Annotated in this window: 12 protein-coding genes; 4 read left to right on the forward strand and 8 right to left on the reverse strand. The window is 66.1% G+C overall.

The genetic code is table 11. The features are described 5' to 3' along the window. Positions 1-72 precede the first annotated feature (72 nt). The 3 genes from ACZK33_RS15305 (at position 73) to lpdA (ending at position 5,644) form a co-directional block, all read left to right on the forward strand. Positions 73-2,904: a 2-oxoglutarate dehydrogenase E1 component gene (locus ACZK33_RS15305; protein WP_369352617.1), complete on the forward strand. Its 2,832-nt coding sequence runs from the start codon at positions 73-75 to the stop codon at positions 2,902-2,904. Between the two features lie 40 nt (positions 2,905-2,944). After that, positions 2,945-4,144: a dihydrolipoyllysine-residue succinyltransferase gene (gene sucB / locus ACZK33_RS15310; protein WP_032129627.1), complete on the forward strand. Its 1,200-nt coding sequence runs from the start codon at positions 2,945-2,947 to the stop codon at positions 4,142-4,144. A 63-nt stretch (positions 4,145-4,207) separates the two neighbouring features. After that, positions 4,208-5,644, forward strand: coding sequence for a dihydrolipoyl dehydrogenase (lpdA, locus tag ACZK33_RS15315; protein WP_182266398.1), 1,437 nt, complete (start codon positions 4,208-4,210; stop codon positions 5,642-5,644). A gap of 140 nt (positions 5,645-5,784) precedes the next feature. Here lpdA and ACZK33_RS15320 read toward each other — a convergent pair whose 3' ends face one another. Continuing rightward, positions 5,785-6,684 (reverse strand): LysR family transcriptional regulator, encoded by a 900-nt coding sequence (locus ACZK33_RS15320; protein WP_032129629.1) that lies wholly within the window; start codon positions 6,682-6,684, stop codon positions 5,785-5,787. A gap of 120 nt (positions 6,685-6,804) precedes the next feature. On the opposite strand from ACZK33_RS15320, the gene gstA reads away from it, so the two are divergent. After that, positions 6,805-7,407: a glutathione transferase GstA gene (gene gstA / locus ACZK33_RS15325; protein WP_164162682.1), complete on the forward strand. Its 603-nt coding sequence runs from the start codon at positions 6,805-6,807 to the stop codon at positions 7,405-7,407. A gap of 25 nt (positions 7,408-7,432) precedes the next feature. Here gstA and ACZK33_RS15330 read toward each other — a convergent pair whose 3' ends face one another. The 7 genes from ACZK33_RS15330 to asnB form a co-directional block, all read right to left on the reverse strand. Then, on the reverse strand, positions 7,433-7,681 hold the full coding sequence (locus tag ACZK33_RS15330) for a hypothetical protein (protein WP_423175633.1): 249 nt from the start codon (positions 7,679-7,681) through the stop codon (positions 7,433-7,435). Next, positions 7,678-7,890, reverse strand: coding sequence for a hypothetical protein (locus ACZK33_RS15335; protein ID WP_010486834.1), 213 nt, complete (start codon positions 7,888-7,890; stop codon positions 7,678-7,680). Before ACZK33_RS15335 ends, ACZK33_RS15330 begins: the two co-directional genes overlap by 4 nt. 169 nt (positions 7,891-8,059) lie before the next feature. Then, positions 8,060-9,649 carry an alkaline phosphatase D family protein gene (locus ACZK33_RS15340; RefSeq protein WP_423175631.1) on the reverse strand — a complete coding sequence of 530 codons (1,590 nt, stop codon included), beginning with the start codon at positions 9,647-9,649 and terminating at the stop codon, positions 8,060-8,062. Continuing rightward, positions 9,649-11,892, reverse strand: coding sequence for a TonB-dependent receptor family protein (locus tag ACZK33_RS15345; protein ID WP_423175629.1), 2,244 nt, complete (start codon positions 11,890-11,892; stop codon positions 9,649-9,651). The genes ACZK33_RS15340 and ACZK33_RS15345 overlap by 1 nt, the downstream gene beginning before the upstream one ends. Before the next feature lie 173 nt (positions 11,893-12,065). Beyond that, positions 12,066-13,502: a replicative DNA helicase gene (locus ACZK33_RS15350; protein ID WP_032129633.1), complete on the reverse strand. Its 1,437-nt coding sequence runs from the start codon at positions 13,500-13,502 to the stop codon at positions 12,066-12,068. Between the two features lie 212 nt (positions 13,503-13,714). Continuing rightward, on the reverse strand, positions 13,715-14,275 hold the full coding sequence (locus ACZK33_RS15355; protein WP_032129634.1) for an NADPH-dependent FMN reductase: 561 nt from the start codon (positions 14,273-14,275) through the stop codon (positions 13,715-13,717). 66 nt (positions 14,276-14,341) lie between these two features. Further along, positions 14,342-16,285 carry an asparagine synthase (glutamine-hydrolyzing) gene (asnB, locus tag ACZK33_RS15360; RefSeq protein WP_423175628.1) on the reverse strand — a complete coding sequence of 648 codons (1,944 nt, stop codon included), beginning with the start codon at positions 16,283-16,285 and terminating at the stop codon, positions 14,342-14,344. Position 16,286 lies beyond the last annotated feature (1 nt).

Genomic DNA, 16,286 nt, shown 5'->3' on the forward strand with positions numbered 1-16,286 from the left:
CGCAGGGCTATTCATCTTCCTGCCGGGTCCTTCTGAAGCCATACCCCACAAAGCGAATCAACACCCTCCATCGTGGACAATCAACTGAAGCAGTTTGCGCAATCTTCGCAACTCGCCGGCGGCAACGCCTCCTATGTCGAGGACCTGTACGAGCAGTACCTGGTCTCCCCGGATAGTGTCGATCCCAAATGGAAAACCTACTTCGACGGCTTCAAGGGCCGTGAAGCAGGTGACATTCCGCACTCGGCCGTCATCTCCCACATTGCGGACGCGGCCAAGGATGCGCTGAAGGCCGGTACCGGTAACGGTGCAGGCGACGAGCGCGAGCGCAATGTCGGTCGTCTGATCACCGCCTACCGTTCGCGCGGCCACCTGGACGCCCGCCTCGATCCGCTGGGCCTGGCCGCACCGGTCAACACCCCGGACCTGGGCCTGCCGTTCCACAGCCTGTCCGATGGCGACCTCAACAGCGAGTTCAGCACCGGCGGCGTCGGTGGCCAGCCGCGCATGAAGCTGCGCGACCTGCTGGCACGCCTGAAGGCGACCTACACCGGCTCGATCGGTGCGGAGTTCATGCACATCTCCGAGGTCGAGCAGCGCCAGTGGATCTACAAGAAGCTGGAACTGGCCGGTGGCAACTACCAGCTGGACGCTGATACCCAGCGCCGCACCCTGGAGCGCCTGACCGCGGCTGAAGGCCTGGAGCGCTACCTGCACACCAAGTACGTCGGCCAGAAGCGCTTCTCGCTGGAAGGCGGCGACTCGCTGATCCCGATGATGGACACCATCATCCGCAGCGCCGGCAAGGATGGCGTCAAGGACGTGGTGATCGGCATGGCCCACCGCGGCCGCCTGAACGTGCTGGTCAACACCCTGGGCAAGAACCCACGCAAGCTGTTCGACGAATTCGAAGGCAAGTTCGAGCACGACGAGCACGCCTCGGCCGGTGACGTGAAGTACCACATGGGCTTCTCCGCCGACGTCGCCACCGATGGCGGCCCGGTGCACCTGGCGCTGGCGTTCAACCCGTCGCACCTGGAAATCGCCGACCCGGTCGTGGCCGGTTCCGTGCGTTCGCGCCAGGAGCGCCGCAAGGACACCGCGCGCAAGCAGGTCATGCCCATCCTGATCCACGGCGACGCGGCCTTCTCCGGCCAGGGCGTGGTCATGGAACTGTTCCAGATGTCGCAGGCCCGCGGCTTCGCCGTCGGCGGCACCGTGCACATCGTGGTCAACAACCAGGTCGGCTTCACCACCTCCAACCCGCTGGATACGCGTTCCACGCGCTATGCCACCGACGTGGCGAAGATGATCGCCGCCCCGGTGCTGCACGTGAACGGCGATGATCCGGAAGCCGTTGTGTTCGCCGCGCAGCTGGCCTTCGAGTTCCGCCAGAAGTTCGCCAAGGACGTGGTCATCGACCTGATGTGCTACCGCCGCTGGGGCCACAACGAGGCCGACGAACCGGCGATCACCCAGCCGCTGATGTACCAGGTGATCCGCAAGCACGCCACCACCCGCGAGATGTACGCCGAGCAGCTGGAAAAGGCGGGCGTGATCGCCGCCGGTGCCGGCAAGGCGATGGTCGATGCCTACCGCGAGAAGCTGGACGCCGGTGAAGTGACCACCGAGCTGGCCAGGGTCGAGAAGACCCCGCCGACCAGCCCGCTGTTCGTCGATTGGCCGAAGCTGCTGGAAGGCAAGCTGTCCGACCCGATCTCGACCAAGGTCGAGAAGAACAAGCTGGTCGAACTGGCCAAGCTGATCAACACCATTCCGGACGAAGTGCAGCTGCACTCGCGCGTGGCCAAGGTCTACGACGACCGCCGCAAGATGGCCGCTGGCGAGATCCCGGGCGACTGGGGCTTTGCCGAAAACCTGGCCTACGCCACCCTGCTCGACGAAGGCAGTGCCCTGCGCCTGGTCGGCCAGGACGTGGGTCGCGGTACGTTCACGCACCGCCACGCGATCCTGCACGACCAGAAGACCGACAACTACTACATGCCGCTGCGGCAGCTGGTGGATTCGCCGGAGAAGGCCACCGTCATCGATTCGCTGCTGAGCGAAGAAGCGGTGATGGCCTACGAGTACGGCTTCTCCACCACCGATCCGAACACGCTGTGCATCTGGGAAGGCCAGTTCGGCGACTTCGCCAACGGTGCCCAGGTCGTCATCGACCAGTTCATCGCCGCCGGTGAAGCCAAGTGGGGCCGCATCTCCGGCCTGACCCTGCTGCTGCCGCATGGCTATGAAGGGCAAGGCCCGGAACACAGCTCGGCGCGCCTGGAGCGCTTCCTGCAGCTGTGCGCACTGGAGAACATGCTGGTGGTGGTGCCGTCGACCCCGGCGCAGGCCTTCCACATGCTGCGTCGCCAGCAGCACCTGACCACCCGCAAGCCGCTGGTGGTGATGTCGCCGAAGTCGCTGCTGCGCCACAAGCTGGCCGTGTCGACCCTGGACGAACTGGCCAACGGCGAGTTCCAGCACCTGATCGGCGACGCCAACGCGGACGCCAAGAAGGTCAAGCGCGTGGTGCTGTGCTCGGGCAAGGTCTACTACGACCTGCTGGAAGACCAGACCAAGCGTGGCCAGGACGACGTGGCGATCATCCGCGTGGAGCAGCTGTACCCGTTCCCGCGTGCGCTGCTGGCTGCCGAACTGAAGAAGTACGGCAAGGCCACCGACGTGGTGTGGACGCAGGAAGAACCGCAGAACCAGGGTGCGTGGTACCAGATCCGCCACCACCTGCAGTTCTGCCTGGCCGATGGCCAGAACCTGCACTACGCCGGTCGCGCACGTTCGGCTTCGCCGGCTGCCGGTCACATGGCTGACCACGTCCGCGAACAGCAGCAGCTGGTCGCCGATGCACTGGTCAACCCGTTCAACGACACGTTCGCTGAATAATCCTCCCCCTATTTAGAAGACAAACCAGGAAGCTCCCGCAATGGCCACCGAAGTCAAAGCCCCGGTACTGCCCGAATCCGTCGCCGACGGCACCATCGCCACCTGGCACAAGAAGGTGGGCGACGCCGTCAAGCGCGACGAAAACCTGCTTGACCTGGAAACCGACAAGGTCGTCCTGGAAGTGCCGTCGCCGGTCGACGGCGTGCTCAAGGAAATCAAGTTCGCCGAAGGTTCGACCGTGACCTCCAGCCAGGTCGTGGCGATCATCGAGGAAGGCGCCGTGGCTGCTGCCCCGGCTCCGGCCGCTGAAGAGAAGAAGGCCGAGGCCGCTCCGGCCGCTGCCGCTCCGGCCGCCGCTGCTGCTCCGGCCCCGGCTGCCAAGTCGGCCGCCGACACCCTGCCGCCGGGCGCCCGCTTCACCGCCATCACCGAAGGCGTGAACCCGGCCGACGTCGACGGCACCGGCCGTCGCGGCGCAGTGACCAAGGAAGACATCGTCAACTTCGCCCGCAACGGCGGCGCCGGCAAGGCCGGTGGCGCACGTCCGGAAGAGCGCGTGCCGATGACCCGCATCCGCAAGCGCATCGCCGAGCGCCTGATGGAGTCGAAGAACTCCACCGCCATGCTGACCACCTTCAACGAAGTCGACCTGTCCAAGGTCTCGGCTGCGCGCAAGGAACTGCAGGACGAGTTCGTCAAGGCACACGGCATCAAGCTGGGCTTCATGAGCTTCTTCGTGAAGGCCGCTGCCAATGCCCTGCAGCGCTTCCCGCTGGTCAACGCCTCGATCGACGGCGACGACATCATCTACCACGGCTACTCGGACATCTCGATCGCCGTGTCGACCGAGAAGGGCCTGGTCACGCCGGTGCTGCGCAACGTCGAGCGCATGTCGTTCGCCGACATCGAGAAGACCATCGCCGACTACGCCAAGAAGGCGCGTGACGGCAAGCTGAGCCTGGAAGAACTGCAGGGCGGCACCTTCACCGTGACCAACGGCGGCACCTTCGGTTCGCTGCTGTCGACCCCGATCATCAACCCGCCGCAGAGCGCCATCCTGGGCATGCATGCCATCAAGGAGCGTCCGATCGCCCAGAACGGCCAGGTCGTGATCGCGCCGATGATGTACCTGGCGCTGTCGTACGACCACCGCATCATCGACGGCAAGGACTCGGTGCAGTTCCTGGTGGACATCAAGAACCAGCTGGAAAACCCGGGCCGCATGCTGTTCGGCCTGTAAGACACCTCCCGCCCCTCCGCGCCTGCGCGGAGGGGTTCTGGTAATGCATCAAGGAATAATTCAATGGCTGAACAATTCGACGTCGTCGTCATCGGTGCCGGCCCGGCCGGTTACCACGCTGCCATCCGCGCGGCCCAGCTGGGCCTGAAGACCGCCTGCATCGACGCAGCGCTGGGCAAGGACGGCAAGCCGGCGCTGGGCGGCACCTGCCTGCGCGTGGGCTGCATCCCGTCCAAGGCGCTGCTGGATTCCTCGCGCCAGTTCTGGAACATGGGCCACATCTTTGGCGACCACGGCATCAGCTTCAAGGATGCCAAGATCGACGTCGAGGCGATGGTTGGCCGCAAGGACAAGATCGTCAAGCAGTTCACCGGCGGCATCGGCATGCTGTTCAAGGCCAACAAGGTCGCCGCCTACTACGGCTTCGGCGAACTGCAGCCGGGCAACGTGGTCAAGGTCACCCAGCATGACGGTTCCATCGTCGAGCTGAAGGGCACCAACGTCATCATCGCCGCCGGTTCGGATTCGATCGAACTGCCGTTCGCCAAGTTCGACGGCGAGACCATCGTCGACAACGTCGGCGGCCTGGACTTCACCGAAGTGCCGAACCGCCTGGCCGTGATCGGCGCCGGCGTGATCGGCCTGGAACTGGGCAGCGTGTGGAAGCGCCTGGGCGCTGAAGTCACCATCCTGGAAGCACTGCCGGAGTTCCTGGCCGTGGCCGACGCCGAAGTGGCCAAGACCGCTGCCAAGGAATTCAAGAAGCAGGGCCTGGATATCCGCCTCGGTGCCAAGGTCTCCAAGACCGAGATCACCGGCAGGGGCAAGAAGAAGGAAGTCGTTGTCACCTACACCGACAGCGAAGGCGAAAAGACCCTGACCGTGGACAAGCTGCTGGTGGCCGTTGGCCGTCGCGCCGCCACCAAGGGCCTGCTGGCCGAAGGCACCGGCGTCAAGATCAACGAGCGCGGCCAGATCGAAGTCGACGCGCACTGCCACACCGGCGTCAACGGCGTGTGGGCGGTCGGCGACTGCGTGCGCGGCCCGATGCTGGCACACAAGGGCTTCGAGGAAGGCATCGCGGTGGCTGAGCTGATCGCCGGCCTGCCGGGCCACGTCAACTTCGACACCATCCCGTGGGTCATCTACACCGAGCCGGAACTGGCCTGGGTCGGCAAGACCGAAGCCCAGCTGAAGGCCGAAGGCATTCCGTACAAGGCCGGCAGCTTCCCGTTCGCCGCCAACGGCCGTGCCGTGGCGATGATCGAGCCGGCAGGCTTCGTGAAGATCCTGGCCCATGCCGAAACCGACCGCATCCTCGGCATGCACCTGGTCGGCGCCAACGTCTCCGAGCTGGTGCACGAAGGCGTGCTGACCATGGAGTTCAGCGGCTCGGCCGATGACCTGGCCCGCATCTGCCACGCTCACCCGTCGCTGTCGGAAGTGATCCACGACGCAGCAATGGCGGTCAGCAAGCGCGCCATCCACAAGGCGAACTGATCTGCATCCAGGTGGGTGCCGACCGTTGGTCGGCACGCGCCTGCAGACAAAAAACCCCGCCTCGGCGGGGTTTTTTGTTGCCCGCACCCCTGCCGGGCAGATTGACGTCCGCACGCTCCGGCTCCCCGCCGGTAGCCGGTTCACGCTGATCCGGACGCACTGCCCGCAACGGCCGTGGCCAGCTCCCGCATGAAGACCTGCGTTGCACGCGATGCGCAACCCGCCGGCGAACAGACCAGGCCAAACAATCGACGGATGGCCGGCTTCACCGGCAGCACGCGCAGGCCGTGGAGATCGTCCGGCAATGTCGATTCCGGTACCAGCGAGACGCCCAGTCCCTCGCGCGCCAGCACGCACGCGCTGGCCCAGTCGCGCACGGTCACCCGTACGTCGCTCAGCTGTAGGCCAGCGTCCGCCATCAGGCGCTGACCGTTCACCGCGCAGCCCCCTGTTGCGAGGATGAAGGGTTCGCCCGCCAGCTCGCTCAAGGCCACCCCGCTTTCGGTGGCGCGACGCCCCAGCGGATGCGCCTGCGCAAGCACCGCCATCCACCCGTCGCTGCCCAGCATCAACGGGGCGCGATCTGCAGCGGGGTTCATCACCACCCCGGCGTCGACCGTGCCCGATTCGAGCCAGCGCTCGACCTCCTCGTCCGTACCCTCCACGATCACCACCTCGATGCCCGGGTGGCGGCGCTGGAAATCCCGCAGCAGCGCTGGCAGCACGCTGGAAACGAGTGACGGGAAGGTCGCCAGGCGGATGCGTGCACCACTGAACCCCTGGCTGTCATCGGCCAGCGCGCGGATCGCCTGCAGGCCGCCCAGCATGATGCGCGCGTGTTCGATCACCCGCTGCCCGAGCGCAGTGATCTCGACCTGGCGCCGCTCGCGCACGAACACCGCAAACCCCAATGAGGACTCCAGCTGGGCCAGGGCCTGGCTGGCACCGGACTGGCTGATGCCGACCCGGTCAGCGCCGCGCGAGATGGTTCCCTCGTCGGCCACCGCAACCAGCAAGCGCCAGTGGGCAAGATTCATCATGACAGGCAGTAGCCCAGCTTATGGGAGAAAAATCGAAGATTGATTTTACCGGATGCCGCTCGCACAGCAGACTGCCTCGCACCGGCTGACCCGGCCGTCCTTTCTCCCTCGAGACCCTCCATGAAGCTGTACTACGCGCCCTACACCTGCTCGCTGTCGCCCCATATCGTGCTACGTGAACTTGGCCTCCCCTTCGAGCTGGTCAAGGTCGACAACGCCAGCAAACAGACCGCCGATGGCCGCGATTTCCGCACCATCAACCGCAAAGGCTATGTCGCGGCGCTGGAACTGGATGACGGGCAGGTGCTGACCGAAGGCCCGGCCATCGTCCAGTACCTGGCCGACCTGAAACCCGGATGCGCGCTGGCCCCACCGGTCGGCAGCTGGGAGCGGGTACGACTGCAGGAATGGCTGAACTTCGTGACCAGCGAGATCCACGCTGGCTCGGCGCCGCTGTTCAACGCGGATCTGCCGGAAGCGGCCAAGGCCTTCTTCCGGCAGAAGCTGTTCAAGCGTTTCGACCTGCTGCAGGAGACGTTGGCAACGCAGGACTTCCTCATGGGACCGGACTTCAGCGTCGCCGATGCCTATCTTTTCACGGTGCTGGGCTGGTGCCGCTTCTTCTCCATCGATCTGGCGGCGTGGCCGGCGCTGCCTGCCTATGCCCGCAGGATCAACGCACGACCGGCTGTGCAGGCGGCGCTACGCGCAGAGGCCGCGTGATGTGGGGCCGAGCACAGGCTCGGCGCTACACCTTTCCAGCCGGCTTCTTTGGTGGATCCTCACAGACCCGGTGCTGCACAACCGTATCGCCGACCTTCCATTCCTTCGTGACCCTGCAGCGCTCCTTGGCTTTCGGCACAGAGACCGCTGCAGCGTTCGCCTCATCAGCCGCGGCGGTCTGCTGGCGTTCCAGCCACACCGAGGGTGGCGCTGGAGGTGTGGCCAGTACCGGCCCCGCATGCAGGACCAGACCCATCAGCAGCACCGTCCTCATGCAGCCACCGCTCGGCCACCGAGCAGGCGCGCCGGCAGCATGAACAGCGCGCGCAGGAACGCGAACAGGGCCGAGAAGGTGATGCCGACCAGGCGGAACGGCAGGCTCAGCAGCCACACGAACGGCCAAGCGATCAGGGCGAGGATCGCCAGCGGCCAGCACAGCACGAACAGCAGGCACCACACACCGAGCGCGAACAAGGTCTTCATCACGGTCTCCTTGTGGCGGCACCCTGCCGCCTGCGGACACCTTGGCGCCCCGCCCTGGCCGCCCGCAAACGGTTTGCGACGAAACCCGGGCTGGGGGCGATGAAACCGATTGTGGGGAAACCGGAGATTCAGGAGATTGCGGGCCAGCGGCCGGCACTACCGCAGGGATTTACACCGGGACCGCGCCCGGGCGGCCGTGGATCACCTGGAAACGCGCCGCGGTGCGCACCGCAGCGTCCGCACGCAGCACGCTGTCGGCGAAGCGCAGCTCAGCGTCCACGGTCTGCCGGTTCAGCTGCAGCTTCCACCAGCCACGGCGGTCACCGTCGAAATAGCGGATATGCGGGTTCTGCGGAATCGACGGCCCGTAGTACGGCCCGTATGGCGTGTCGTCGCCGCCACTGCTGATCGCCGGAGCGATGAATTCGGTGGCCACGACCGGCGCACTGGCCGCGTCAAAATCCAACTTCAGATCGTTGACGAAGGTGGAATGCCAGTCGCCACCCAACACGATGGCATTGCCCTGCCCGCCCGCCTGCATTGCCTGCAGCAGCCGGTTACGTGCGGCAGGATAGCCATCCCAGGCGTCATTCCAGAAGCGCTCGCGTGGCGTGCCACCGTCCAGCCGCAGCTGCGCCATCAGCAACTGCTGCACCACCACGTTCCAGCGCGTGCCCTGCGCGGCCGCCATCGACTGCGCGAACCACGCCTCCTGGCCCGTGCCGAGCATGCTCACGCGCGGGTCCAGTGCAGCATCGCAGCGTGGCGACTCGCCCACGCCACAGGGATTGGCCGGGCGGAACTGGCGGCAATCGAGCAGGGTCAGCTGTGCCAGATCGCCGTAACGCAGGCGCCGATGCACGCGCAGGCCGCCGTTGCCCGCAGGTGTGCTGCGCATCGGCAGATGCTCGTAGAACGCGCGGTAGGCGGCGGCGCGGCGGATGATGAAGTCCTCCGTTGATACGCCGGGTTTTTCCGGGTGGATGCCGGAGTAATCATTCTGTACTTCATGGTCGTCCCAGATCACCGCGAACGCGTGTGCGGCATGCGCGGCCTGCAGATCCGGATCGAGCTTGTACAGCGCGTACTGGTCACGGTAGCGCTCCAGGCTGACGGTCTCGCCACTGAAGCGTTGCGCATCCAGCGCACGACCACGCGCGTTCTGCAGCGGGCTGTATTCGTACAGGTAGTCCCCGGCATGCAGCACCAGGTCGACATCGCTCTGCGCGATATCGCGCAGGACCGGGTAGTAGCCGCTGTTCCAGGCCTGGCAGGTGCACAGGGCCAACCGAAGCTGCTGCAGTTGCGTGTCCAGCGGCGGCGCGGTGCGGAAGTGGCCGACCGCGCTTTCCTCATCGCCGTCGCAGGCGAAACGGTAGTAGTAGTCGCGGCCTGGGCGCAGGCCGTTGACCTCCACGTGCACCGAATGCGCCAGCTCGGGCACCGCGGCCGCAGTCCCCCGCTGCACCAGCCGGCGCATGCCCGGGTCCTCGGCCACGAACCAGCGCACCGGCACCGCCCGCGACGGCATGCCGCCGCCATTGAGCGGGTCCGGTGCCAGCCGCGTCCACAATACGGCCCCCTGTGGATCCGGATCACCGGCGGCGACACCGAGGGTGAACGGATCGCGCCCCAGCCGCGGCCGTGGGCCGGCCGTGGCCAACCCCGGCATCGCCGCCAGCGCGATCGCCGCCCCCGTACCCTGCCACGCCATGCGCAGCAGGCGACGACGGCTTTCCGGATCGACAGGCCCGCGCATCAGAAGCGCACGGTAGCGGTGGCCATCACCTGGCGCGGCGCGCCGACCTGCATGGTCGCCAGGCTGCGGGTCGGGTCAGCGGCGTAGGTGCCATTGGTGTTGATCGAGGACAGGTAGCGCTTGTCGGTCAGGTTGGTCAGGTTCAGCGCTACGGTCAGGTTCTGCGCCGGGCCGAGCTTGCCGAAGTCATAGGCCGCCGAGGCGTTGACCAGCCAGTAGCTCGGCACCGACACATCGTTGGTATAGGTCACGTAGCGCTTGCCGACATGGTTGGCGGCCAGGCGCAGGTCCCAGGGGCCCGGGGTCCACGCCAGGGTGCTGGCGAACATCCATTCCGGGGTGTCGACGGTCGTCTTGCCGCGGGTCGGCACCACGCCGTTGTTCACGTAGTCGTTGTCGTAGGTGCTGTCATTCCAGGACAGCGCATTGGACCACGTCAGGTCCTGCATCGGCTTCAGCTGCAGGGTCGCCTCGGCGCCGCGGCTGGTCACAGAACCGACGTTGGAGAACAGTGCCGGGCAACCGAGGATGCCCACGCACTGCGCGATGGCCAGCAGGCGGTTGTCGAACTTGACGTCGTACACCGCCACCGAGGCTTCATAGCCGCGGCCGTAGCCACGCCAACCCAGCTCGATGGTGCGCGACTGTTCCGGCTTCAGGTTCTTCGCGCTGGCATCGAAGGCGGCCTGCGGCACATTGAACGGGCTACCCACGCCCAGCGCATAGGCGGCGATGTTCTTGGCGAACGAACCGAAGATCTCGTTGCCTTCGTTGAGCTTGAAGTTGAAGCCGGCCTGCGGCAGCAGGCCCTTCTTCGAGGTCAGGCTGCTGTTGTTGGCATAGCTGCCCAGCGGCGTGCGCACGCTGGTGCGGGTATGCGGCGACTTCGCGCCGATGTCGATGGTCAGGCGGTCATCGAACAGGCGGAAGCGATCCTGCACGTAGAACTGGCGGGTGATGGTGGTGTAGCGCTGGTGCCACACGCGCTGGTCCGGGTTGCGCAGGAAGAAGTCGTCGGTGATCGGGCCGTCGATGTAGTAGAAGTTGCGCTGCACGCTGTGGCCGTTGTCCTCGTACCAGAGGCCGGCTTCCAGTTCGTGGCCACCGACGTTCCAGGTGAACGCCGAGGTCACGCCGGTACGGTCGATCGCGTACTCGGTGGTGCGGATCGAGATCGGAATCTCGCGGCTGGTGCCCGGGTTGGACGGATTGGACGGGCTGAACCAGTGGCCCTGGCCACGGTTGCTGTGGTTGTAGACATTGACCTTCAAGCGCATCGACTCGTTCAGGCCGAAATCGCCGGCAATGCTGGACAGGTCATCGTTGCGCAGGCCGTGGCCGGAGTAGTACGCATCCCACGGGCTGTTGACGCCGCCGCTGAACTTGCCGCGTGCGGCGGCGACGGCGCGATCCCAGTCCGGCGCGTAGTTGTCCCAGTCCCAGCCGAGGCGATCGATCATTTCCAGCGACAGATCCTGGTAATCGGCCTCGACGCGGCGCGAGGCGTTGAACAGCGCGGTGATCCTGCTGTCCGTTCCGAAGTTGTAGGTGGCCTTGCCGTTTAACTGCTTCAGCTCCTGCGAGCCCTTGCCCTTCCACTTGTCACCTTCCGAATACACGCCGGACAGGTAGGCGGCAAAGCCCTGGTGCTCGCCGGTATCGAGGCGTGCATAGCTGCGGCGTGCGCTGTCACTACCAAAGCTCTGTGCCAGCACGACCCCATACTCGGTGGACGGATCGATCGAATAGAACTGGAACACGCCGCCGAGGTTGCTGGTGGACGGTGTACCCAGTGCGCCGATGCCGGTGGAGACCTCCGCACCGCCCAGGTTCTCGCTGATCACCGCGCGGCTAATGTGCAGGCCGTTGCTGTTGCCATAGGCCATGTTGCCCAGCGGGATGCCATCAAGGGTGTAGCCCAGGCGGTTCTGGTTGAAGCCACGCAGGCTGATGGTGGTGGACCATTCGTAGGCGCCGGTGGCATCGGCCGATTCGAAATGCACGCCCGGCTTGGTTGCAAGCAGCTTCAGCGGATTGGCACCCGGCGGCAGCACCTTCATGTCCTCGGCGGTCACGCGCTGCACCTGGCGCGCTTCACCGCGGCCGATCACCGAGACCGAATCGAGGGTGGTGGCCGACTGTGCGTCGGTTGCGGGGGCGATTTCAGCGGCAGCCAGCGACGGCAGCGAAGCACAGACCAGCAGGGCCAGCAGATTGCGGCGGAGCGGAGCGTGGGACGGCATGGGGGCGGATTCCTTGGGCACGCTGGACGCCGAAGGGCGGCGTCGAAGGGCAGCAGCGGCGGAATCGTAGAAGCGTCGCGTTACATGTCATTTACACGCCACATACGGACGTTCGGCGTTTCGAATGGTTTGCCGGCCGTGGGGTGGTTGCCGGCCAGCGGCCGGCACTACGGCTATTCGAATGAACCGACCGAGTCGTGGGCCAGGTTGTCGAAGCGGGTGTACTCGCCGAAGAACTTCAGCTTGCACGACCCGGTCGGGCCGCCACGGTGCTTGCCGATGATGATCTCGGCCAGGCCCTTGTCCGGCGAATTTTCCTTGTTGTAGTAATCGTCGCGGTAGATGAAGACGATCATGTCCGCATCCTGCTCGATTGCGCCCGATTCGCGAAGATCGGCCATCACCGGGCGCTTGTCGGTACGCGTTTCCAGCGAGCGGTTGAGCTGCGACAACGCGATCACCGGCACGTGCAGTTCCTTGGCCAGGCCCTTCAGCGAACGCGAGATCTCCGAGATTTCGGTCGCGCGGTTTTCGCTGTTGCCCGGCACGCTCATCAGCTGCAGGTAGTCGATCACCACCAGGCCCAGGTCATGTTCGCGCTTGAGGCGGCGGCACTTGGAACGCAGCACTTCCGGCGACACGCCAGGCGTGTCGTCGATGAAGATCTTGGTTTCCTTCAGCATCTTGATCGCGCTGGTGACGCGGCTCCAGTCCTCGTCTTCCAGCTGGCCGGTACGCAGGCGCTGCGCGTTGATGCGGCCGTTGGAGGAAATCAGGCGCATCGCCAGCTGCGATGCCGACATTTCCATCGAGAACACCGCCACGCCCTTCTTCGACTTGATCGCCGCGTACTCGGCGATGTTCAGTGCGAAGGTGGTCTTGCCCATGGCCGGGCGCGCGGCAAGGATGATCAGGTCGGTCGGCTGCAGGCCGGAGGTCATCGCATCGAAATCGTTGTAGCCGGTCGGCAAGCCGGTGATGTTGCCGCCGTTCTCGAAGCGGCTGCGCAGCTCTTCGAAGGCATCCTTCAATGCACCGGGCATCGCCACGAAATCGGTACGGCCGCGTGCGCCCTGTTCGGCGATGGCGAACACGCTCTTTTCCGCCGAGGCCAGCAGCTCGCTGCTCTCGCGTCCCTCGGGCTGGAAACCGTCGTTGACGATGTCGGTACCCACCTGGATCAGCTGCCGCAGCACCGCCTTGTCACGCACGATCTCGGCGTAGGCCACGATGTTGGCCGCCGACGGGGTGGTACTGGCCAGTTCGATCAGATAGGCACCATCGCCCACCAGTTCCATCTTGCCCTGCGATTCGAACCACTCGCCCAGGGTCACCGCATCGAACGGCCGCTCGCGCTCGGACAGCTCACGGATCGCGCGATAGATCATCTGGTGGTCGCGGCGGTAGAAATCGCCTTCGGTCAGCTGGTCATTGACCCGGTCATAGGCCTCAGGGGCCAGCATCAGGCCACCCAGCACCGCCTGCTCGGCTTCCACCGAATGAGGCGGTACCCGCAACTGGTCGATGCGCGACTCGTCGCGATCGCGATCGCGATCGAAGCCATCACCGCGCTCTCTGCGGTTGGAACGGAAGCCGGGGCGAGCGGACATGCTGCGGTGTTTCCTGCGAAAGTGGGCCGGACGAGTGTAGGCATGCGCCGACCCCGGCGGCCATGGACAAGCCTGTGGATAAGCCGTGGAGAAACGGGGGATATCCGCCGGTGCCTGGCCAGACTGGCGTGGGGGCGTCGCACTGCCTGCGACGGGCGCCATTGCGGCACCCGAGCGGACATTATCGCAGATGGGGCTGGCAACCGCTGGCGTCAATCGCCCTTGACGTGAACCGCGATCAGCGCCAGGAACCGGTCCACGTAGCCCTGCAGGAATTTCTGCGTGCCTTCATTGTGGACCGTGCCATCGGCATCGATCAGGCCGTCCTTGAAATGAATGAACGCCTCGGGCTGGCCGAGCACGTGCATGTCCAGGAAGGCCAGGCTGTTGCGCAGGTGCTGCTGGGCCACGGCGGTGCCGATCTGGCCGATGGAGGCGCCGATCACCGCCGCCGGTTTGCCGGCAAACGCGCTGTCACCGTAGGGGCGCGAGCCGATATCGATGGCGTTCTTCAGCACGCCCGGCACCGACCGGTTGTATTCCGGGGTCACGAACAGCACCGCATCGGCGGCACGGACCTGGTCCTTCAGCCGGGTACCCTGCGCCGGATAGTGGCCATCGAAGTCCTGGTCGTACAGCGGCAGATCACCGATCTGCACGTACTGGAAGCGCGCACGGTCGCCGGCAATCTTCTCCAGCGCATGGGCCAGTTTGCGGTTGCAGGAATCCTTGCGCAGGCTGCCGACGAACACGGCGATGGTGGGGACGGACATCGGGACATACTCCTCACGGTGCGGGAGGCCCAGCCTAGTCGCCGGGCCCTTGCATGCCGGTGAAGATCAGCCGCCGGTCACGCCCGCGCGCACCTGCCGCCAATGCGCCTGCCAGGCCTGGAACATCAGCACGTTCCACAGATGGGTATGCCACTTGCGTTGGCCGCCGAGGAACTGCTGCCACAGCGGCTGTACCGCGGCCGCCGACAGCACGCCCTCCCGCTCCAGCCGCGCAGGCTGCAGCAAATCTTCGGCCCACGGCCGCAGGTCGCCCTTCAGCCAGTCACTGACCGGCGCGCCGAAACCACGCTTGGGCCGGTGCACCATCGACTGCGGTACATAGCGGCCCAGCACGCGCTTGAGCAGCACCTTGCTGGTGGTTTCACTGCGCTTGAAGCCCAGCGGCAGCGACCAGGCGAACTCGGCCACGCGAGAATCCAACAGCGGTGCGCGGGCTTCCAGGCTGACCGCCATCGAGGTGCGGTCGACCTTGCACAGCAGGTCATCCGGCAGGTAGGTCACGTAATCGGCCAGCATCATCGCATCGGCCGGTGTGCCGGCACCGTGCAACGGGTCGGCCAGGTCGTAGAAGCTGCCCGCGGCCTGCGCTCCGGGCACTGCCGCCGCCGGGTCGCGCCAGCGCGAGATGCGGTTGCGGTACACGTCACCGATGCCACGCGCGCCGGACTCGGCCAGCAGCGCGGCCAGGCCCCCGGTACGCGAGGCCTCGCCCTGCTGCTGGGAGCGCGCGCCCATCCAGCGCCGCAGCGGCCCCGGCACACGGCCCAGCATCTGCCAGTTGCGCAGCGCGCGTACATAGCGGGTATAGCCGAAGAACAGCTCGTCGCCACCATCGCCGGACAGCGCCACGGTCACGCCCTGCCGCGCCAGGCGGGCGACCAGCGCGGTCGGTACCTGCGAGGCATCGGCGAAGGGTTCGTCGAACATCGCCGGCAACTGCGGCACCACCGCCAATGCATCGGCACCGCTGACGTAGAGTTCAGTGTGGTCGCAGCCCAGATGCGCGGCCAGTTCCTTGGCCAGCGGCGCCTCGTCGTGGCCCGAACCGGTGAACCCGATACTGAAGCTGTGCACCGGCTGGCCACTTTGTGCCTGCATCAGCGCGGCCACCAGCGACGAATCGGTGCCGCCGGACAGGAACACGCCCACCGGCACGTCGGCCACCATGCGCAGCGCCACCGCGTCACGCAGCAGCCCGTCCAGCTGCTCCTCGGCTTCCTCGATACGGCCCTGGAACGGCGCAACCAGCGCCGCCTGCATGCGCGCACGCGCATCCCAGTACGGGCGCTGCGCCTGTTCCGGCCGGTGCGCGGCCGCACCCGTCGCCACGGCTTCCGCATCCAGGCGCAGCACGCGCCCGGGCATCAATTTGTAGCAGCGCTGGTGGATGCTATGCGGCGCCGGAATGTAATCCAGCCGCAGCAGCAGGGTCAGGGCGTCACGGTCGATGTCGTTGTCGAAGGCCGGGTGCTGCCACAGCGCCTTCAGTTCCGAACCGAACACCAGCGTGTCGCCGGCCCAACCGTAGTACAGCGGCTTCTTGCCGACACGGTCGCGGGCCAGCCACAGGCACTGCTCCTGGCGGTCCCACAGCGCAATGGCGAACATGCCGTTGCAGCGCTGCAGGGTGTCTTCCATGCCCCACTGCAGGATCGCTGCCAGCAGCACCTCGGTGTCGGAGTGCCCACGGAAAACATGCCCCAGCGGCTCCAGTTCGGCACGCAGGGCGGCGAAGTTGTAGACCTCGCCGTTGTAAGCCATCACGTAGCGACCATCGGACGAGGCCATCGGCTGGTGGCCCAGCGGCGACAGGTCGAGAATGCTCAGCCGACGGTGCGCCAGCGCGATGCCGGCCCCGGCATCGACCCAGCTGCCGCCATCATCCGGCCCGCGGTGATGCAGCACCTCGCCCATGGCCAGGACCTGCGCCTGCAGCACCTCGGCCGACGCCACCGGCGCCGGCAACAACATTCCCGCCAATCCACACATG

The sequence above is a fragment of the Stenotrophomonas sp. 86156_Sma genome (assembly GCF_056481625.1).